Source organism: Pseudomonas sp. CFBP 13710 (assembly GCF_014842235.1).
In the GTDB taxonomy this organism is placed as follows: domain Bacteria; phylum Pseudomonadota; class Gammaproteobacteria; order Pseudomonadales; family Pseudomonadaceae; genus Aquipseudomonas; species Aquipseudomonas baltica.
The window spans coordinates 99965-119997 of the sequence record NZ_JACYVJ010000003.1 but is presented as its reverse complement, the minus strand read 5'-3'; the positions used below and the strand labels follow the sequence as shown (position 1 = coordinate 119997).

At 62.7% G+C, this 20033-nt stretch carries 20 protein-coding genes; 15 read left to right on the top strand and 5 right to left on the bottom strand.

Annotated elements, in window-relative coordinates:
* Positions 1-201: 201 nt before the first annotated feature.
* Positions 202-759: a L,D-transpeptidase family protein gene (locus IFT44_RS08980; protein ID WP_122475109.1), complete on the bottom strand. Its 558-nt coding sequence runs from the start codon at positions 757-759 to the stop codon at positions 202-204.
* Between the two features lie 51 nt (positions 760-810).
* On the bottom strand, positions 811-1365 hold the full coding sequence (locus IFT44_RS08975; RefSeq protein ID WP_185795054.1) for an NUDIX hydrolase: 555 nt from the start codon (positions 1363-1365) through the stop codon (positions 811-813).
* Positions 1366-1500: 135 nt separating this feature from the next.
* Between IFT44_RS08975 and IFT44_RS08970 the strand changes: the two genes are divergently transcribed.
* The 4 genes from IFT44_RS08970 (at position 1501) to purT (ending at position 4190) form a co-directional block, all read left to right on the top strand.
* A complete protein-coding gene (locus IFT44_RS08970; protein WP_122475105.1) occupies positions 1501-2100 on the top strand; it encodes a CoA pyrophosphatase in 600 nt (199 codons plus the stop codon).
* Positions 2101-2162: 62 nt separating this feature from the next.
* Complete coding sequence (locus IFT44_RS08965) at positions 2163-2687, top strand: gamma carbonic anhydrase family protein (RefSeq protein ID WP_192054626.1); 525 nt, start codon at positions 2163-2165, stop codon at positions 2685-2687.
* Entirely contained in the window at positions 2684-2884 is a 201-nt protein-coding gene (locus tag IFT44_RS08960; protein WP_192054624.1) for a DUF1289 domain-containing protein, read from the top strand. The genes IFT44_RS08965 and IFT44_RS08960 overlap by 4 nt, the downstream gene beginning before the upstream one ends.
* Positions 2885-3008: 124 nt before the next feature.
* Entirely contained in the window at positions 3009-4190 is a 1182-nt protein-coding gene (gene purT, locus IFT44_RS08955; protein WP_122475100.1) for a formate-dependent phosphoribosylglycinamide formyltransferase, read from the top strand.
* Positions 4191-4253: 63 nt separating this feature from the next.
* On the opposite strand, the gene IFT44_RS08950 is transcribed toward purT, so the two are convergent.
* Both IFT44_RS08950 and IFT44_RS08945 read right to left on the bottom strand, forming a co-directional pair.
* Positions 4254-5489: a transporter associated domain-containing protein gene (locus tag IFT44_RS08950; RefSeq protein ID WP_122475098.1), complete on the bottom strand. Its 1236-nt coding sequence runs from the start codon at positions 5487-5489 to the stop codon at positions 4254-4256.
* A gap of 10 nt (positions 5490-5499) precedes the next feature.
* Positions 5500-6312 carry a cytochrome C assembly family protein gene (locus IFT44_RS08945; RefSeq protein WP_122475097.1) on the bottom strand — a complete coding sequence of 271 codons (813 nt, stop codon included), beginning with the start codon at positions 6310-6312 and terminating at the stop codon, positions 5500-5502.
* 167 nt (positions 6313-6479) lie between these two features.
* Between IFT44_RS08945 and ffh the strand changes: the two genes are divergently transcribed.
* The 11 genes from ffh (at position 6480) to IFT44_RS08890 (ending at position 19173) form a co-directional block, all read left to right on the top strand.
* Positions 6480-7862, top strand: a complete 1383-nt coding sequence (ffh, locus tag IFT44_RS08940) for a signal recognition particle protein (RefSeq protein WP_122475095.1) — start codon at positions 6480-6482, stop codon at positions 7860-7862.
* Between the two features lie 257 nt (positions 7863-8119).
* On the top strand, positions 8120-8371 hold the full coding sequence (gene rpsP / locus IFT44_RS08935; RefSeq protein ID WP_043193034.1) for a 30S ribosomal protein S16: 252 nt from the start codon (positions 8120-8122) through the stop codon (positions 8369-8371).
* A gap of 5 nt (positions 8372-8376) precedes the next feature.
* Positions 8377-8913, top strand: a complete 537-nt coding sequence (rimM, locus tag IFT44_RS08930; protein ID WP_122475093.1) for a ribosome maturation factor RimM — start codon at positions 8377-8379, stop codon at positions 8911-8913.
* A 3-nt stretch (positions 8914-8916) separates the two neighbouring features.
* Positions 8917-9669 (top strand): tRNA (guanosine(37)-N1)-methyltransferase TrmD, encoded by a 753-nt coding sequence (gene trmD / locus IFT44_RS08925; protein ID WP_122475091.1) that lies wholly within the window; start codon positions 8917-8919, stop codon positions 9667-9669.
* 42 nt (positions 9670-9711) lie between these two features.
* Complete coding sequence (gene rplS / locus IFT44_RS08920) at positions 9712-10062, top strand: 50S ribosomal protein L19 (protein ID WP_043193039.1); 351 nt, start codon at positions 9712-9714, stop codon at positions 10060-10062.
* Positions 10063-10259: 197 nt separating this feature from the next.
* Positions 10260-11156, top strand: a complete 897-nt coding sequence (gene xerD, locus IFT44_RS08915; RefSeq protein ID WP_192175779.1) for a site-specific tyrosine recombinase XerD — start codon at positions 10260-10262, stop codon at positions 11154-11156.
* A gap of 142 nt (positions 11157-11298) precedes the next feature.
* Positions 11299-12033, top strand: a complete 735-nt coding sequence (locus IFT44_RS08910) for a DsbC family protein (RefSeq protein ID WP_122475087.1) — start codon at positions 11299-11301, stop codon at positions 12031-12033.
* Positions 12034-12126: 93 nt separating this feature from the next.
* Entirely contained in the window at positions 12127-13431 is a 1305-nt protein-coding gene (locus IFT44_RS08905) for a homoserine dehydrogenase (protein WP_122475085.1), read from the top strand.
* Positions 13432-13456: 25 nt separating this feature from the next.
* Positions 13457-14866: a threonine synthase gene (thrC, locus tag IFT44_RS08900; RefSeq protein ID WP_192058665.1), complete on the top strand. Its 1410-nt coding sequence runs from the start codon at positions 13457-13459 to the stop codon at positions 14864-14866.
* 134 nt (positions 14867-15000) lie between these two features.
* A complete protein-coding gene (locus IFT44_RS08895) occupies positions 15001-18600 on the top strand; it encodes an ATP-binding protein (RefSeq protein WP_244652136.1) in 3600 nt (1199 codons plus the stop codon).
* A 105-nt stretch (positions 18601-18705) separates the two neighbouring features.
* On the top strand, positions 18706-19173 hold the full coding sequence (locus IFT44_RS08890; protein ID WP_163007386.1) for a response regulator: 468 nt from the start codon (positions 18706-18708) through the stop codon (positions 19171-19173).
* 40 nt (positions 19174-19213) lie between these two features.
* Here the strand turns inward: IFT44_RS08890 and IFT44_RS08885 are convergent, their stop codons facing one another.
* Positions 19214-19852 carry a response regulator gene (locus IFT44_RS08885; protein ID WP_244647082.1) on the bottom strand — a complete coding sequence of 213 codons (639 nt, stop codon included), beginning with the start codon at positions 19850-19852 and terminating at the stop codon, positions 19214-19216.
* Positions 19853-20033: the final 181 nt, after the last annotated feature.

Sequence of the window (20033 nt, the reverse complement as noted above, 5' to 3'; positions counted from 1 at the left end):
GCCCCAATCGTCGACCAATCAATAGGCGGCCACTTTAAGAGGGGGGACTTCCCAGGGAACGGGCAGGGGAGAGGGGTTGTTGGTAGGAAGAATCTGACAGACAGTAGGAAAGGGCGGATTCGAAAAAGGAACCAGTTGTAGGATGGTTCCTATGACAGCTGAAGGAAGGTCAAGGCTGGGTCGGTAAAGAGAACGCCGTGCTCACGGCCGGATCTCGATCATCGTGCCGTCCTTGACCAGGCTCCACACCTCCCGCATGTCGTCGTTCTTCATGGCGATACAGCCATCGGTCCAGTCCAGGGTGGCGAAGTACCATTCCGGGTACTCCTCGTCGATCGGCGTGCCGTGGATCATGATCATGCTGCCCGGTGGAACGCCCTCGCGGCGGGCGCGGGCCGAGTCGCTGATGTTGGGATAGGAAACGTGCATCGCCAGGTTGAAGCGATCGCTGACCTTGCGCCAGTCGAGCCAGTAGAAGCCCTCGGGCGTGCGCTTGTCGCCCTCGCGCGCCTTCGCGCCCTGGGGTTGCTTGCCCAGCGAGATGCGGTAACTCTTGAGCGGCTCGCCACCGCTGATCAACTGCAACTGGCGACTGGTCTTGAGCACCAGCACCTTGTCGATCGGGTCCACGCCCAGGCGCTTGCTCGATTGCACCGCAGGGGCGATCTGGTCGACCGGCTTGCGTTCAACGGTAACGGTGAAGGCAGCCTGGGCGCTCACGGCGAAGCACAGGCAGAACAGGGCGGTCAGGCAACGCATCTATGGGATATTCCTGCAATGGAAACGCGCCGCTGGCGCCGGTGCGATGGGTCAGGCCTGTGGCCAGCGCGCGAGCAGCGGCCCCAGGCACTCGTTGCGAACCGGGTAGCTGTGCTCCAGCCGGTCGGCGAAAAAGTATTCTAAGGTACGGCCGACGGTGGGGAAAGCCAGCTCCGCCCAAGGGATCTGATTTTGCGCGAACAAGCCCACTTCCAGGCTTTCCTCGCCCACGGCAAACGAAGGCTCGGACATTTCGGCTCGGTAGAACACCTGCACCTGGCTGATGTGCGGCAGATCGAACACGGTGTACAACGCAAGGTTGGTCACCTGTGCGCAGGCTTCTTCGACGGTTTCCCGGCTGGCAGCCTGTTGCAGCGTTTCGCCGTTTTCCATGAAGCCTGCCGGCAGGGTCCAGAAACCACGGCGCGGCTCGATGGCCCGGCGGCACAGCAAGACCTGGTCCTGCCACACGGCGATGCAGCCCGCGACCACTTTGGGATTCTGGTAATGGACGAGGTGGCAATGCCCGCAGACGAATCGGGGGCGAGTATCGCCGGTAGGGATGCGCAGGGTTACCGGGTTGCCGCAATGGCTGCAGAAATTCATGCTCAGATCCTTGATGGCTGCCGCTATCTTGGCCGTAGTGCCGAGGTGCCGCAAGCCTGCGGCACGGCAAATCGAGCTTGGGCTGCCAGCGGCTTTTGGTGCATCATGCCAGCAGGCCACGGATCGAGAAACGCCATGCTGGACGAGCTACTTCGCCGAGTGAGCAACCATACGCCACGGACACTGGAAACCGACAGCCGTTTTCCCGAAGCGGCCGTGTTGCTGCCCATCACCCGCAGCGACGAGCCCGAGCTGGTGCTGACACTGCGCGCCTCGGGGCTCTCGACCCATGGTGGCGAAGTGGCTTTCCCCGGCGGACGCCGCGACCCGCAAGACCCTGACCTGATATTCACCGCTCTGCGCGAAGCCGAAGAGGAAATCGGCCTGCCGCCCGGGCTGGTGGAAATCATCGGTCCGCTCAGCCCGCTGGTGTCCAAGCACGGGCTCAAGGTCACGCCATTCGTGGGCATCATTCCCGACTATGTCGAATACCGACCCAACGATGCCGAAATCGCCGCGGTGTTTTCCGTGCCGCTGGAGTTCTTTCGGCAGGACCCACGCGAGCACACCCACCGCATCGATTACCAGGGTCGCAGCTGGTACGTGCCCAGCTATCGCTTCGGCGAGTACAAGATATGGGGATTGTCGGCGATCATGATCGTCGAACTCGTCAACCTTATGTATGACGCCCGGATCAGCCTGCATCGGCCTCCCGAGCATTACACCGCCATCTGACCGTCATCTGAACGTAGTGCGGCGGGGCGCCGTGCCGACCATTGCCGCGTCGAGGAGATCACATGAAATACCGTCTGGGCGACTCGCGCGTCGAAACCCATCCCGACAGCTGGGTCGCACCCAATGCCACCCTCATCGGCAAGGTGCGCCTGCAGGCCGGGGCCAGCGTGTGGTTCGGCGCCGTGCTGCGCGGCGACAACGAGCTGATCGACATCGGCGAGCACAGCAACGTGCAGGACGGCACCGTGATGCATACCGATGCCGGCGTGCCGCTGACCATCGGTCGCGGCGTGACCATTGGCCACAATGCCATGCTGCATGGCTGCACTGTGGACGACTTCAGCCTGATCGGGATCAACGCCGTCATTCTCAACGGCGCCAGGATCGGCAAGCACTGCATCATCGGCGCCAACTCGCTGATTGCCGAGGGTAAGGACATTCCCGATGGATCGCTGGTCATGGGCTCCCCGGGCAAGGTCGTGCGTGAGCTGAGCGAAGCCCAGAAGCGCATGCTCGAAGCCAGCGCCGCGCACTATGTGCACAATGCCCAGCGCTATGCTCGCGAACTGATCGAGCAGGACTCGTGAACCCTCTGCCCAAGCCGGTCAAGTCTCCCTGCATCAGTGTCTGCGCCCTGGATGAGCAGGATGTGTGCACGGGCTGCCAGCGCACCGCCGCGGAAATTACCCAGTGGGGGCGCATGAGCGACGACCAGCGCCGCGCCGTGCTGCGCCTCGCCCATGAGCGAGCCGTGGCCCAGGGCCTGGTATTTGCGGGCGGCTGATCCGGCCCTTGCCTGTGGGCGGCGAGACTGGCGCACGCAAAGCCGCGTTGAGTTAAAATGCCCGCCCCTGTCGGGTCGGCCTGCGTGCTGCCCCTCGATCCAGACGATTCCCTGAGGACCTGAAATGACCCGTATCGGAACCCCCCTGTCGCCGACCGCGACCCGCGTACTGCTGTGCGGCTGCGGCGAGCTGGGCAAGGAAGTGGTGATCGAGCTGCAACGCCTGGGCGTCGAAGTCATCGCCGTAGACCGTTACGCCGATGCGCCGGCCATGCAAGTGGCCCATCGCAGCCACGTCATCAACATGCTCGATGGCGCCGCCTTGCGGTCGGTCATCGAAGCGGAAAAACCGCACTACATCGTGCCCGAGATCGAGGCCATCGCCACCGCCACGCTGGTGGAGCTGGAGTCCGAAGGCTTCACCGTGGTGCCGACTGCGCGCGCAGCCCAGCTGACCATGAACCGCGAGGGCATTCGCCGCCTGGCCGCCGAAGAGCTGGACCTGCCGACCTCGCCGTACCATTTTGCCGACACCTTCGAAGACTACGCGCGGGCCGTGCAGGACCTGGGTTTCCCGTGCGTGGTCAAGCCGGTCATGAGCTCTTCGGGCAAGGGCCAGAGCCTGCTGCGCTCGGCGGCCGATGTGCAGGAAGCGTGGGACTATGCCCAGGAGGGCGGCCGCGCCGGCAAGGGCCGTGTGATCATCGAAGGTTTCATCGACTTCGACTACGAGATCACCTTGCTGACCGTCCGCCACGTTGGCGGGACGACGTTCTGCGCACCGGTTGGCCACCGGCAGGAGAAGGGCGACTATCAAGAGTCCTGGCAGCCCCAGGCGATGAGCCCGGTGGCCCTGGCCGAGTCGGAGCGGGTGGCGCGTGCAGTGACTGAAGCCCTGGGTGGGCGCGGCCTGTTCGGCGTCGAACTGTTCATCAAGGGTGATCAGGTGTGGTTCAGCGAGGTCTCGCCGCGTCCGCACGATACCGGCCTGGTCACCCTGATTTCCCAGGATCTGTCCCAGTTCGCCTTGCACGCACGCGCCATTCTCGGGTTGCCGATCCCGCTGGTTCGTCAGTTCGGGCCATCCGCCTCGGCGGTGATCCTGGTCGAAGGCAACTCTCGCCAGACCGCCTTCGACAACCTCGGCGCGGCACTGGCCGAACCGGATACGGCGCTGCGTCTGTTCGGCAAGCCCGAGGTCAATGGGCAACGGCGCATGGGCGTGGCCCTGGCCCGCGACGAATCGATCGAGGCAGCCCGGGCCAAGGCCACGCGCGCCTCGCAAGCGGTCAAGGTCGAACTGTAAGGTCTGAGTCGACCGGTGCCTGCCGAGCGGCGGCGCCGGTTTTGCGAGGGCGCGACACCGCCGTCACGCTGCTGGCAGGCTGCTCGCGTGCCATATAAGCACCCGTGACGCGCGGTTTTCCTCGGTCTCGAGAATTTCCATGCGATAGCGACCGATCTTCAGGCACACCGCGCTGGCCGGAATGCTTTCCAGCGCCTCGGTGACCAGGCCGTTCAAGGTCTTGGGGCCATCGCTGGGCAAGTGCCAGCCCAGGCTCTTGTTGATGTCGCGAATGGAGGCCTGGCCTTCGACCACGAAGCGGCCATCCAGCTGCGGATGGATATGCGGATTGGCCAGCGCATCGTCATCTTCGAACTCGCCGACGATCTCTTCCAGAATGTCTTCCAGGGTGACGATGCCCTGCACCTCGCCGTATTCGTCGACGACGATGCCCAATCGGCGTTGCTGCTTGTGGAAATTCAGCAGCTGCATCTGCAGGGGCGTGCTTTCCGGAACGAAGTAAGCCTCATAGCAGGCGGCCAGCAAGGCCTCGATGGTGAGTTCGCGGTGCGGCAGCAGGTGGCTGATCTGGCGGGTATTGAGCACCCGTTCGACATGGTTGATGTCGTTGTGGAAGACCGGCAGGCGGGTATGGCGGCTGATCATCAGCTGGTCGATGATCTCGTCCAGCGAATCTTCCAGGTTGATGCCGTCGATTTCGTTGCGCGGCACCAGGATGTCGTTGACGGTGATCTTGTCCAGCGCATGGATGCTGTTGGCCAGGTGCGGTTTGTTGCTGCGCGCTTCGGCGGCCAGTTCGTCCAGCACACTGCGCGGTATGGCAGGCTCCTGCTGGGCGCCTTTGCCGGGTTCCTTGCGGGCGAAGGGCACGACCAGCAGCCGTGCGGCGCCGTCCAGTAGCCATGCCAGCGGCCAGACCAGCTTGAGTGGCGGCGCCAGCAACGCATTGGCCATGCCGATGAACGGCCGCGGGTAGCGCTGGGCAAGGCGGCGTGGCAGGTAGTCGGCCAGCACCAGCAGGGCGAGCGTGGTGCCCAGGCCACCGAGCCAGGCGCCATGGGCGCCGCGCAGATAGATGCCAAGCGTTACCCCCAGGGTCACCGCCATGGCACGGGCCAGGGTATTGAGCAGCACCAGGCTGGGCAGCGGCGCCTGCAGCGCCGGTCGATCGCCATTGCGCCCGGTAGGGCGCTGTGCGGCCAGCGTGTGCAGCGCGGCTTCCACTGCGCAAAGCAGCGCGGCGAGGAGAATTGCCAGCGCCAGCGCGCCGAGCATCGGCCCTAGGGGCAGAGTGTCCATGGGTGACCTGTCAGATGTGCAGAATGTATTCGCGAACCAGCTTGCTGCCGAAATAGGCCAGCATCAGCAGGCAGAAGCCGGCCAGCGTCCAGCGAATGGCCTTGTGCCCGCGCCAGCCCAGGCGATTGCGTCCCCACAGCAGCACGCTGAAAACGATCCAGGCCAGGCAGGCGAGCAGGGTCTTGTGCACCAGGTGTTGCGCGAACAGGTTCTCGACGAACACCCAGCCTGAAATCAGTGACAGCGACAGCAGTGCCCAGCCGGCCCAGATGAAACCGAACAGCAGGCTTTCCATGGTCTGCAGCGGCGGGAAATTCTTGATCAGCCCTGCCGGATGCTTGTGCTTGAGCTGGTGGTCCTGGAGCAACAGCAGCAACGACTGGAACACGGCGATGGTGAACATGCCATAGGCCAGGATGGACAGCAGGATGTGCGTGAGAATGCCTGGCTCTTCGTGGATCAGCGGTGCAGTCCCGCCGGGCGCGAACTGGGCGATCAGAATGGTCGCCAGACCCAGGGGAAACAGCAGCACCAGCAGGTTTTCCACGGGTATCTGGCTGGTGGCCAGCAGGGTCAGGGCGATCACCGCCACGGCGATCAGGCTGGCCGCGCTGAAGAAGTCCAGGCTCAGCCCCAGGGGGGTGAGCAACTGCGAGAACAACGCGCAGCCGTGGGCAATCACGGCCAGGAAGCCGAACAGGTAGAGCACGCGCTTGTCAGCCTTGCCGCCTTGGCCGATACGGGTTGCCTGATAGGCAGTCGCAGCGGCGTACAGGCAGGCGGCGGCGAGGGTGGGGATTAGACTGGGTGACAAGGGGAGCATAGGTCCTGTGGAGCACAAGCCGGAAAGTGCCTGAGTTTGGCATCAAATGCCCGCCGACGAAAGACTGCATACCGCGCAGTGTCCGTGGCACCCACTCTTGGTTATAATCGCCGGCCTGCTCTTGCCGCCACAACCTCGGCTCAACCAGAGCCAGAAAGGATCGCGACATGTTTGAAAACCTTACAGACCGCCTCTCGCAGACGCTTCGCCACGTTACCGGCAAAGCCAAGCTGACCGAGGACAACATCAAAGACACCCTGCGCGAAGTGCGCATGGCGCTGCTCGAAGCCGACGTCGCCTTGCCGGTGGTGAAGGACTTCGTCAACAAGGTCAAGGAGCGTGCGGTCGGCACCGAGGTTTCGCGCAGCCTGACCCCAGGCCAGGCGTTCGTGAAGATCGTCCAGGCCGAGCTCGTCGAGATGATGGGCGCGGCCAACGAGGAACTGAGCCTGGCGGTGACCCCGCCGGCGGTCATCCTCATGGCCGGCCTGCAGGGTGCGGGCAAGACCACCACCGCCGGCAAGCTGGCGCGCTACCTCAAGGAGCGCAAGAAGAAGACGGTGATGGTGGTGTCGGCAGACGTCTACCGCCCGGCAGCCATCAAGCAGCTGGAAACCCTGGCCAACGATATCGGCGTGACCTTCTTCCCGTCGGACATCAGCCAGAAGCCCGTGGACATCGCCAACGCCGCGATCCGCGAGGCCAAGCTCAAGTTCATTGACGTGGTCATCCTCGACACCGCCGGGCGCCTGCACATCGACGCCGAGATGATGGGCGAGATCCAGCAGCTGCACGCGGCGGTCAAGCCTGCCGAAACCCTGTTTGTGGTCGACGCCATGACCGGCCAGGACGCAGCCAACACGGCCAAGGCCTTCGGTGATGCGCTGCCGCTCACCGGTGTGATCCTGACCAAGGTCGACGGCGACGCTCGCGGCGGTGCCGCACTGTCGGTGCGTGCCATCACCGGCAAGCCGATCAAGTTCATCGGCATGGGCGAGAAGAGCGAAGCGCTCGAGCCGTTCCACCCCGACCGCATCGCCTCGCGCATCCTGGGCATGGGCGACGTGCTCAGCCTGATCGAGCAAGCCGAGCAGTCGCTGGACAAGGACAAGGCCGACAAGCTGGCCAAGAAGCTGAAGAAGGGCAAGGGCTTCGACCTCGAAGACTTCCGCGACCAGCTCGTACAGATGAAGACCATGGGCGGCCTCGGTGGCCTGATGGACAAGCTGCCGAGCATCGGCGGTGTGAACCTCTCGCAGATGGGCAACGCCCAGAACGTTGCCGAGAAGCAGTTCAAGCAGATGGAAGCCATCATCAATTCCATGACCCCGGCCGAGCGCCGCGACCCCGAGGTGATCAGCGGCTCGCGCAAGCGTCGCATCGCCATGGGCTCGGGTACCCAGGTGCAGGACATCGGTCGCTTGATCAAGCAGCACAAGCAGATGCAGAAGATGATGAAGAAGTTCTCGACCAAGGGCGGCATGGCCAAGATGATGCGCGGTATGGGCGGCATGCTGCCCGGCGGCGGTGGCGGCATGCCCAAGATGTAACCCATTGCGTCGGTACGAGAACCCTGTGGGAGCCTGCTCCCACAAGCACATCCCTCTTGCCGATGAATACCCTGGCCATGTGGCCAAACTCCGTTGCTTGCAACGGCTCATAGGCAAATCCTCGCTGCAAGCCTCGACCTATCGGAAAAAGGCATTTGCAAATGTCCGTGTATTCCTTGAGAATATGCGGCCTTTCGGGCACCCGTGTGCCCGCTGTGCATTATGATTTGCAGCACCGACTACAGGAACGATGTTCAATGCTAACCATCCGTCTTGCCCGTGGCGGCTCCAAAAAGCGCCCGTTTTACCAACTGACCGTAACCGACTCGCGCAACCCGCGTGACGGTTCCCACAAAGAGCACGTGGGTTTCTTCAACCCTGTTGCCCGTGGTCAGGAAATCCGTCTGTCCGTGAACCAAGAGCGCGTCAACCACTGGTTGAGCGTTGGTGCACAGCCTTCTGAGCGCGTTGCTCAGTTGCTGAAGGAAAATGCCAAGGCCGCGGCCTGAGCAATATGAACGCGACGCCAGATTCCGCTGATGACTTGATCGTCGTCGGCAAGATTTTCTCGGTACACGGCGTTCGCGGCGAGGTGAAGGTCTTTTCCTTTACCGATCCGATTGAAAACCTGCTGCAGTACACCTCCTGGACGCTCCGGCGCGAAGGCGTGACCAAGCAGGTAGAGCTGGTCAGCGGCCGATCCACGCAAAAGGATCTGGTTGCCAAGTTGAAAGGCCTGGACGATCGCGACGAAGCACGTCTTCTGTCCGGTTACGAGATTTGCATCTCGCGCAGCCTTTTGCCCGACCTGGCCGAAGATGACTACTACTGGTATCAGCTTCAGGGCCTGAAAGTCATCGACCTGCAAGAGCAATTGCTCGGCACCGTCGATCACCTGTTGGAGACCGGCGCCAACGATGTAATGGTGGTGAAGCCCTGCGCGGGCAGCCTGGATGATCGTGAACGCCTGTTGCCCTATACGGCGCAATGCGTGTTGAAGGTCGACCTGGCCGCTGGCGAGATGAGGGTGGATTGGGACGCGGACTTCTAGGCGATGGCAACCCTTCGCGTGGAAGTGATCACCCTGTTCCCCGAGATGTTCTCGGCCATCAGCGAGTACGGCATTACCAGCCGCGCGGTGAAACAGGGGTTGTTGCAATTGACCTGCTGGAATCCGCGGGACTACACCACGGACCGTCACCACACAGTGGATGACCGGCCCTTCGGCGGTGGTCCGGGAATGGTGATGAAGATCAAGCCCCTGGAAGACGCTCTGGTTCAGGCCAAGGCTGCGGCAGGGGAAGCGGCGAAGGTGATCTACCTTTCGCCCCAGGGCCGACCGCTGGTACAGGGTGCGGTGAAACAACTGGCGACCTCCGAATCCTTGATTCTGATCGCCGGGCGGTACGAAGGCATCGACGAGCGTTTCATTGAAGCTCATGTCGATGAAGAGTGGTCTGTTGGCGACTATGTGCTGTCGGGCGGTGAATTGCCTGCCATGGTCCTGATCGATGCGGTTACACGGCTGCTGCCCGGAGCTTTGGGGCATGCGGACTCTGCGGAGGAAGATTCCTTCACCGACGGTCTGCTGGATTGCCCGCACTACACCCGACCGGAGGTGTATGCGGATCAGCGTGTTCCCGACATATTGCTTAGCGGCAATCATGCACACATCCGGCGCTGGCGTTTGCAGCAGTCCCTTGGGCGGACCTACGAACGACGTGCCGATCTTCTGGAAAGACGCTCGCTTTCTGGAGAAGAGAACAAGCTGCTGGCGGAGTACCTCCGCGAGCGGGACGATAGTTAACGTATCGATGGTAAGTCAGACGATTTACCTTAGGAGCACAGCATGACCAACAAAATCATCCTTGCACTCGAAGCAGAGCAGATGACCAAAGAAATCCCTCCCTTTGCCCCGGGCGACACCATTGTCGTTCAGGTGAAAGTGAAGGAAGGCGATCGCTCGCGTCTGCAGGCGTTCGAAGGCGTTGTTATCGCCAAGCGCAACCGCGGCGTGAACAGTGCTTTCACCGTTCGTAAAATCTCCAACGGTGTAGGTGTAGAGCGTACTTTCCAGACCTACAGCCCGCAGATCGACAGCATGGCCGTGAAACGTCGTGGTGACGTGCGCAAAGCCAAGCTGTACTACCTGCGCGACCTGTCGGGTAAAGCAGCACGTATCAAGGAAAAACTGTCCTGAGTACAGTTTGTTTCTGATGCAGGAAAAGGCAGCCTTCGGGCTGCCTTTTTTGTGGGCGAAAGTGTGTAGGCGAGCGTGAACGGGTGGGTAAGGTTCATGTGGGAGCGGGGCGGGTGGCGAGCCCTCTGCCCGCGAAGGCGTCGCCCTGACGCTGCGCCCTGTTATCATCCCCGCACCCCCACAGCCCTGCGATTGCGATGCCTGCCCTCGACCACCCCCTGATCGACCAATTTCTCGATGCCTTGTGGCTGGAAAAAGGCCTATCGGAAAACAGCCGCAACAGTTACCGCAGCGACCTTGCATTGTTCAACGGTTGGTTGCACGAGCGCGGCATCGCGCTGGAGGCGGCGGGCCGCGATGTATTGCTCGATCACCTGGCCTGGCGGGTCGAGCAGGGTTACAAGGCGCGCTCCACGGCACGCCTGCTGTCGGGCGCGCGCGGCTTCTATCGCTACCTGCTGCGCGAAAAGCTGATCGGTGCCGACCCGACGCTGCAGGTCGACATGCCGCAACTGGGCAAACCGTTGCCGAAATCGTTGTCCGAAGCCGACGTCGAAGCGTTATTGCAGGCGCCCGATCTGAGCGAGCCGATCGGCCAGCGGGATCGCGCCATGCTCGAGGTGCTGTATGCCTGCGGCCTGCGCGTGACCGAGTTGATCAGCCTGACCCTGGACCAGGTCAATCTGCGCCAGGGTGTATTGCGCGTGGTGGGCAAGGGCAACAAGGAGCGCCTGGTGCCGATGGGTGAGGAAGCGGTGGTCTGGGTCGAGCGGTACCTGCGCGACGGACGTCACGAACTGCTCGGCGGCAGGCCCAGCGACGTGGTCTTCCCCAGCCAGCGCGGCGAGCAGATGACGCGACAGACCTTCTGGCATCGGATCAAGCATCAGGCCCAGGTCGCCGGCATCGCCAAGTCGCTGTCGCCGCACACGCTGCGCCACGCCTTCGCGACGCATCTGCTCAATCACGGTGCGGATCTGCGCGTGGTGCAGATGCTGCTCGGCCACAGCGATCTGTCGACCACGCAGATCTACACCCACGTGGCACGCGCGCGTCTGCAGGAGCTTCATGCCAGGCATCATCCGCGCGGATGAAACAACGTGCTCAAAGGCTGTGTCGAGGGTTGTCCAGAGTCGGTCTTGGCCAATGAATGTGGTAGGCTTGCCCGGTTTATGCAGCGGGCTGTGACGAGCTGATCGTCCACCGCCCCTCAAGTCCGTCGCTCCAGGAGTTCCCATGCGCGTGACCCGCCTTTTCGCCGCCGCAGCCCTTGCGCTGGCCAGCACCTTTGCCGTTGCCGACCCGGCTGCGGAACAAGCGATTCGCAAGACCCTGCAGACCCTGCAACTGGAAGTGCCGATCGAAAGCGTCGCCGCCAGTCCGCTCAACGGCTTGTACGAGGTCAAGCTCAAGGGCGGTCGCGTGCTTTACGCCAGCGCCGACGGTCAGTTCGTCATGCAGGGCTACCTGTTCCAGATCCAGGACGGCAAGCCGGTCAACCTCACCGAGAAAACCGAGCGGCTGGCCATTGCCAAGACCGTCAACGCGATCCCGGTAGCCGATACCGTTGTGTACCCCGCAGTGGGCGAAACCAAGTCGCACATCACGGTTTTCACCGATACCACCTGTCCGTACTGCCACAAGCTGCACGCCGAAGTCCCCGAGCTGAACCGCATGGGTGTCGAGGTCCGCTACGTAGCGTTCCCGCGCCAGGGCTTGAAGTCGGCCGGTGACGAACAGCTGCAGGCTGTCTGGTGCTCCAAGGACCGCAAGGCAGCGATGGACAAGATGGTATCGGGCGATACCATCAAGGCGCCTTCATGCGCCAACCCGGTGGCCAGGCAGTTCGAGCTGGGCCAGTCGATCGGCGTCACCGGCACGCCAGCCATCGTGCTGGAGAACGGTCAGGTCATTCCGGGTTACCAGCCGGCCGCCAACGTCGCCAAGCTGGCCCTCGACGCGAAAGGCTGAGTGGCACTCGCACGTCATCAATAGCCGAAGGCTCACGGCCTGCGGCCAGTATCACGACCGTCATCGAGGCGGTCGTTTCATGGGGAGTTCAGAGTGAAACCGGTCAAAGTAGGCATCTGTGGGTTAGGTACCGTCGGTGGCGGCACCTTCAACGTACTTCAGCGCAACGCCGAGGAGATTGCCCGCCGTGCCGGGCGCGGTATTGAAGTGGCGCAGATTGCGATGCGCTCGCAGAACCCCAATTGCCAGATCGCCGGTACCCCCATTACCAACGATGTCTTCGCCGTGGCCTGCAACCCGGATATCGATGTCGTCATCGAACTGATCGGTGGCTACGGCATCGCGCGCGAGCTGGTACTCAAGGCCATCGAAAACGGCAAGCACGTGGTCACCGCCAACAAGGCGCTGATTGCAGTGCACGGCAACGAGATCTTCGCCAAGGCACGCGAGAAGGGCGTGATCGTTGCGTTCGAAGCCGCCGTGGCGGGTGGCATCCCGGTGATCAAGGCCATTCGCGAAGGCCTGTCGGCCAACCGCATCAACTGGGTCGCGGGCATCATCAACGGTACTGGCAACTTCATCCTGACCGAAATGCGCGAGAAGGGTCGTACCTTCGAGGACGTCCTGGCCGAAGCGCAGGCCCTGGGTTATGCCGAGGCCGACCCCACCTTCGACGTCGAAGGTATCGACGCGGCGCACAAATTGACCATTCTGGCGTCCATCGCCTTCGGCATTCCGCTGCAGTTCGACAAGGCCTACACCGAAGGCATCACCCGCCTGACCACGGCCGACGTCAACTACGCCGAAGCCCTGGGCTACCGCATCAAGCATCTGGGTGTGGCGCGCAGCACCGAGCGCGGTATCGAGCTGCGGGTGCACCCGACGCTGATCCCGGCCGACCGTCTGATCGCCAACGTCAATGGCGTGATGAACGCAGTGATGGTCAACGGCGACGCGGCCGGTTCAACCCTGTTCTACGGTGCCGGTGCGGGCATGGAGCCGACTGCCTCGAGCGTGGTCGCCGACCTGGTCGACGTGGTCCGCGCCATGACCTCGGACCCGGAGAATCGCGTGCCGCACCTGGCCTTTCAGCCGGATTCGCTTTCCGCTCACCCGATCCTGCCCATCGAGGCCTGTGAAAGCGCCTACTACCTGCGCATTCAAGCCAAGGATCATCCGGGCGTGCTGGCGCAGGTGGCGAGCATCCTCTCCGAGCGTGGCATCAACATCGAGTCGATCATGCAGAAAGAGGTCGAGGAACACGATGGCCTGGTGCCGATGATCCTGCTGACCCACCGCGTCGTCGAACAGCACATCAATGATGCTATCAAGGCGCTGGAAGCCTTGCAGGGCGTGGTTGGCCCGGTCGTGCGCATCCGTGTCGAGCACTTGAACTAAGCGGCAGCTGCCAGAGGAATTCGCAATGCGTTATATCAGTACTCGCGGTCAGGCCCCGGCCCTGAACTTCGAAGAGGTTCTGCTCGCCGGTCTGGCCAGTGACGGTGGCCTCTATGTCCCGGAAAACCTGCCGCGCTTCACCCAGGAAGAAATCGCCTCGTGGGCGGGGCTGCCTTATCACGAGCTGGCATTTCGGGTCATGCGCCCGTTCGTCACCGGCAGCATTCCGGATGCCGATTTCAAGAAGATTCTCGAAGAAACCTACGCGGTATTCGCCCATGCATCCGTCGCACCTTTGCGCCAGCTGGGTGGTAACGAGTGGGTGATGGAGCTGTTCCACGGGCCAACGCTGGCGTTCAAGGACTTTGCCCTGCAGCTGCTGGGGCGGCTGCTCGACTACGTACTGGCCAAACGCAGCCAGCGTGTGGTGATCGTCGGCGCCACCAGTGGCGATACCGGTTCGGCCGCAATCGAAGGCTGCAAGCACTGCGAGAACGTCGATATTTTCATCCTGCATCCGCATGAGCGCGTGTCTGCGGTTCAGCGTCGGCAAATGACCACGATTACCGGCGACAACGTGCACAACATCGCCATCGAAGGCAATTTCGACGACTGCCAGGAAATGGTCAAGAACAGCTTCGCCGACCAGAGTTTCCTCAAGGGCACGCCGTTGGTTGCAGTGAACTCGATCAACTGGGCGCGGATCATGGCCCAGATCGTCTACTACTTCCACGCGGCCCTGCAGCTGGGCGGCCCGGCACGCTCGGTGGCGTTCTCGGTGCCCACCGGCAACTTTGGCGATATCTTCGCCGGCTATCTGGCGCGCAACATGGGCCTGCCGATCAACCAGTTGGTGGTGGCCACCAACCGCAACGACATCCTGCACCGTTTCATGAGCGGCAATCAGTACGTCAAGCAAACCCTGCACGCGACGTTGTCGCCGTCGATGGACATCATGGTGTCGTCGAACTTCGAACGCCTGCTGTTCGACCTGCACGGTCGCAACGGCGCGGCCATTGCAGGCCTGATGGACAACTTCCGCCAGGGCGGCGGTTTCAGCGTCGATGAGGAACGCTGGACCGAGGCGCGCAAGCTGTTCGACTCGCTGGCGGTCACCGACGAGCAAACCTGCGAGACCATCGCCCAGGTGTTCGCCGAGTGCGGCGAGGTCCTCGATCCACACACGGCCATTGGCGTACGCGCGGCGCGCGAGTGTCGTCGCAGCCTCGACACGCCCATGGTGGTGCTGGGAACGGCGCACCCGGTCAAGTTCCCCGAAGCCGTGCAAAAGGCCGGCGTAGGCAAGGCCCTGGAGTTGCCTGCGCACCTGGTCGATCTGTTCGAGCGCGAAGAGAAGTGCACCGTGTTGCCCAACGACCTGTCGGCCGTACAAGCCTTCGTCAGCCAACATGGCAATCGCGGCAAACCGCTGTGATGGCATGCAGCCTCGCGTCTGACGCGATCTGAAACACATAAAGCCCGCCCGATGCGGGCTTTATGCTTTTTACAGTGCCAAGCTTATGCAACTTTTTCCTGGGCCCCTTTGGCCCGCAGGCAAGGATGCATGGCATGAAACCCACACTGACCTCGTTTCTCACGCTCGCAGGGGTGACGGCGTGGATGGCGGGGTTGTTCATGGCGGTTGCCATGCTTTCGCCCGGCCTGGCGTTCGCTGCCCAAAGCCTGCCCTTCGCCTTGGTTGCACCGTTCGCGCAGCTTTCTCCACTGCCCCTTTCCAGCACCGAACAGCAGTGGCTGCAACGCCACGGCACGCTCAGGGTGGGTGTTTCCCTGGCCGATCACGAACCCATCGACATCACCAGCGATCGCAACCGCTATCAAGGTGTGAGTGCCGACTACCTGAGCCTGATCGGCAGCCGCCTGGGGGTCGATCTGCGGGTGTTGGGGTTTGCCCAGCGCAGCGAGGCGGTGCAGGCGCTCAAGGATGGCGAAATCGATCTGCTGACCAGCGCCAATGCCTTCGAACAGGCCATCGATGGCCTGGCCTTTTCCAAGGAGTACATGCCTGACCGCGGCGTCATCGTACGGCGCGCGGGCAGCAAGCACAGCAGCGGCCTGGCCGGGGAGAAGGTCGCGCTGGTGGATGGCTATGCCGACGATGCCACGGTGCAGCGCGTGTATCCCGACAGCCGCATCGTGGTCGCACCCAGCCTGAGCAGTGGCTTGCAGGCGCTGCACCAGGGCGATGTCGACGCCATGATCAGCAACGAGGTGATCGTGCGCGCCTACAACGCACTGCGACCCTACCTGGCTCTGGATATCGTCGGCCCCAGCGGTCTGCCACCCGTGGGTTACACCATCGCCAGTCGCCAGGCCGATCCGATATTGGGGCAGATGGTCGAGCGGGCCCTGGCCAGCCTCGACGATGGTTTGCGCCGCGAGATCCTGACCCGCTGGACCACCGGGCTGGGGTCGGAAATCGGCCACCACCGGGTACCGCTGGAGCCTGCCGAACAAGCCTGGATCGCCCGGCACCGCCAGGTGCGTGTGGTCGCGACGCAGTATCCTCCCTACCTGTACCGGGACCGCCAGGGAAACTGGGTAGGGCTCAACAGTGAAGTGCTGGCAACGCTGTCGCACATGACGGGGCTGCAGTTCGTCTACCTGCCTTCCCACTCGATGGCCCAGAGCCTGGAAATGCTGAAGCTTGGCAAGGCCGATATGAATACCACTCTCTCGGAAACGCCGGACCGCAAGGCCTTCCTGAGTTTCAGCCATTCGTTCGGGGGCCAGGGCTGGGTGTTCATCGTGCGCGCCGAGGACCTGCCCATCGGTCATCTGGACGAGCTGGCCGGCAAGGTCCTGGCGATTCCGGCCGAGCACGCCCTGGAAAGCGCGATCCGCAGCCAGTACCCGCACATCAAGCTGCGCCTGGTCAGCACCTACGACAAGGCGCGCGAGATGGTGGCGAGCGGCGAAGCGGATGCCACCATCGACAGTGAAGTCGGCGCCTATCGCGCGGTTGGCCGTTATCCGCCCGGCGTGCTCAAGGTCGGACGCAACGTCGCCGGCGAATGGTCGCCCGACCGTTTTGCCATTCGTGCCTCGGAACCCGAGCTCACGTCCATCATCAACAAGGCGCTGGAGGCCTATCCGGTCGCGGAACTGCGTGCAGCGCGCCTGAAGTGGCTGGGGGCGGTAGTGCCTCCAGAGCCCATGTGGCAACGCATTGCCACCTGGGTCTATTGGCTGCTGGCAGCAGCGCTGGTGCTGGGCGCGGTGTCGCTGTTGTGGAGTGGTCGACTCAAGGCGCAGATTCGTCAGCGGCTCAAGGCCGAGCAGGCACTCAACGATCAGCTGGCATTCCAGCACGCGCTGCTCGATGGCATCCCCGGGCCCATCTATGTCCGCGACCTGCAGGCGCGGCTGTTGTCCTGCAACAAGAGTTACGAGCAGAGCTTTGCCACCCGTCTGCAGGACATCAAGGGTCGTACATTGCTGGAAGTCGCCGTGGTCAATGCCGACGAAGCGCAGCAGATGCACCGTGACTACCTCAGGCTGCTGGACGATCAGCAGCCGGTGTCGACCGATCGGCAGATCCAGATGCGCGGCCGCAAGGTTCACGCCTGGCAATGGATCGTGCCGTTCTACAACGCCGAGGGGCAGTTGCAGGGCCTGCTCGGTGGTTGGATCGACATTTCCGAACGCAAGCGCCTGGAAGACCAACTGGTCGAAGCGCGGCACATTGCCGAACAGGCCAACCAGGCCAAAAGCGCTTTTCTGGCGACCATGAGCCATGAGATCCGTACGCCCATGGCAGCCATCATCGGTCTGCTCGAGCTCGAGCGTGAACGGCGCAAGCGTGACGACCAGCCAGTGTCGCAGGCGCTGGAAGTGGCCTGGCGTTCGGCGCGGGACCTCATCGCCCTGATCGGCGACAGCCTGGACCTGGCGAAGATCGAATCGGGCAGCATGTTGCTGGCCGAGGAGGTAACCGAAGTGAGGCCGTTCTTCGAGGGCATGCTCAGCCTGTTCTCGGCCCAGGCTCAGCGCAAAGGCGTAGCGCTGCACCTCGATATTGCGCCGGGCGTGGCCAGCGCGTTCTGGTTCGATCCGCTGCGATTGCGGCAAGTGGTGCACAACCTGCTCGGCAACGCCTTGAAGTTCACCCGCCAGGGCAGCGTCAACCTGGCGGTCGCGGCGCAGCCACTCAGTTCAGGCCAGTGGCACATGACCATTACCGTCAGCGACACAGGTGCGGGCATCACGCCCGCTCAACAGGCCAGGCTGTTCAGGCCGTTCGTCCAGGGTAACGTGGATGTGCAGCAGGAATCGGTCGGCACCGGCTTGGGTTTGAGCATCTGCAAGCAGCTGGTCCAGCTGATGGGTGGCACGATCAGCCTGCACAGCACCGAAGGCGAGGGGACACGGGTGGAAGTGCAGATCGAGGTGCGGCATCAGGCTGAACAGGACGCGATGCCGACCGTGCACGCTCGGCCCGACAGCGCTGCACTGGACATACTGGTCGTGGACGATCTGTCGGCTAACCGGATGGTACTGACCCAGCAGTTGCAGTTCCTCGGGCACCGGGTGCAGGACGCCAGCGACGGTGTGAGTGCGCTGGCGGCCTGGCAGGCCGGGCATTTCGATCTGGTGCTGACCGACTGCAATATGCCGGGCATGAACGGCCATGCCTTGTGCAAAGCCATCCGCCTGCAGGAGGCCGCGTCCGCCGCGCCTCCGGTCAGGCTCATCGGTTGCACCGCCAATGCCATGCAGGACGAGCGGTTGCGCTGCGCCGAAGCGGGCATGGACGAACTGCTGGTCAAGCCGATAGCGTTGGACAAGCTGGCGCAGATCATCGCCGACATGCAGCAGGGCCCGGCATTCTCCATGCAGGCGCTGCATCACCTGACCCAGGCGGATAACGCGGTCATTAGGCGAATGCTCGATGAGCTCTCGCGCAACCTTGAGGCTGAAAGCCAGACGTTGGCGAAAAGTGTCGAGACGCTCGATCGTGTGCGGTTGCACGAGGTGCTTCATCGGCTCCACGGCATCGCTTGTTTGATCGATGCCGCACCTCTGGCACGCGTGCTGGCCAAGGTGAACACATGCTGCCGGTCGGGCAGCGATGAACAGTTGACCGTTCACGCTGCCGAGCTGAATCGCGAGATCGCCAGGCTGGCGACGGCGATAGCACGCTGCTAGGAAAATTCTCGGAAACTTTCGGACTTGTCCTATCCCAAGCGTGCCGCTTGCCCTTTAGAGTGCCTGTCAATGCGCAGCTCGATGCGCTCACTCGAGGTTTCCTTCATGCGTTCGCTCAGAGTTCTGGTGCTTGAAGACATTCCGTACCAGCTGATCGCCATGCATCAGGTGCTCAATGCGTGTGGCGTGTTCGATGTCCTGACCGCGCAAAGTTTCAACGCGGCATGCCTCTCGCTGGAGAAGCGCCAGGGCGTCGACATTGTCATCTGCGAAATGACCGTGGCCGGCCTGGACATGGGCGAGCTGATCGGCCATCTGGCCGCAACCGGGTTGGCACGGGCGCTGGTCATCTACAGCAATGGGTCACAGCCGGTGGAACCGTTCACGGCATTGGCGCGGCAGCATCGGCTACCGCTGCTGGGCGTACTGCACACACCGGTGTCGGCCGCAGCAGTGCATGGCCTGTTGCAGGATTACCAGCGAAGCATGAGCGCACGGGCCTTGTTGCCCCTGCCGGAAGTGCACGAAATCAGTCACTTCGAGGGCGCCTGGTCTTTGCCTTTGCGTCCTTAGAACGGCCCGCCTACCCTGCGCACACCTGCCGCGGCCGGGTTCATTTCAGCCCGTGAGCCTGCAGGTAGATATACAGCGCAGCATCGTTGCCGATGCCCAGCTTGCGCATGGCGCTCACTTTCTGTGCACTGATCGTCTGCTTGCTGCGGTTGAGCTGCGCGGCGATTTCGTTGACCGAGAGCCCCTGCGCCAGCAGTCGCGTTATCTCGAGCTCGCGAGGTGACAGGTCGACATGGCCGGTGATCCGTCTTGCGGGGGTATCGCTGGGCAGTGCCAGGATGCTCTTCACCGATTGCGCCACGTAGGGTTTGTTGCGCTTGAGGCTGGCAATCGCCGTAGGGAGTTCATTAACCAGGCTGGCCTTGCCCAGCAAACCAGCTACCCCCAGGTTGAGGATCGAACGCAACAGACCCGGGTTGGTCAGCATGGTCACCACCAGCACGGGCAGCTTTGGCCAATGCCGGCGAACGTAGGCGATCAGCCGCAGGCCATCGCCCTGTTCCGTGGAGGGCATCATGAAGTCGGTGATCAACAGGCCACATTCGGTTTCGCCCAGGCAGCGTGTCAGCTCCTCCGGCGAGGAAGCTTCGGCCACCACGCGCAAACCGGGGTCTCGTTCCAGTACGGCGCGCAGGCCAACGCGAAAGATCGGATGGTCATCGGCCAGCACGATCCGCAGCGGGGCGATCAGTGGGTCGGTCAAGGCAGGCTCCGGTGACGGGCAAATCAGGCGATGAATTCTGGCACACCTGTGGTCCATTCCTGATCTGTTTTGTAGTCCATTTCTAAGCATGCAGGCGCCAAATCTGATATTCAGAAATGTCCTACATTCGCGCTGTCATATTCTATCGGCAACCTCG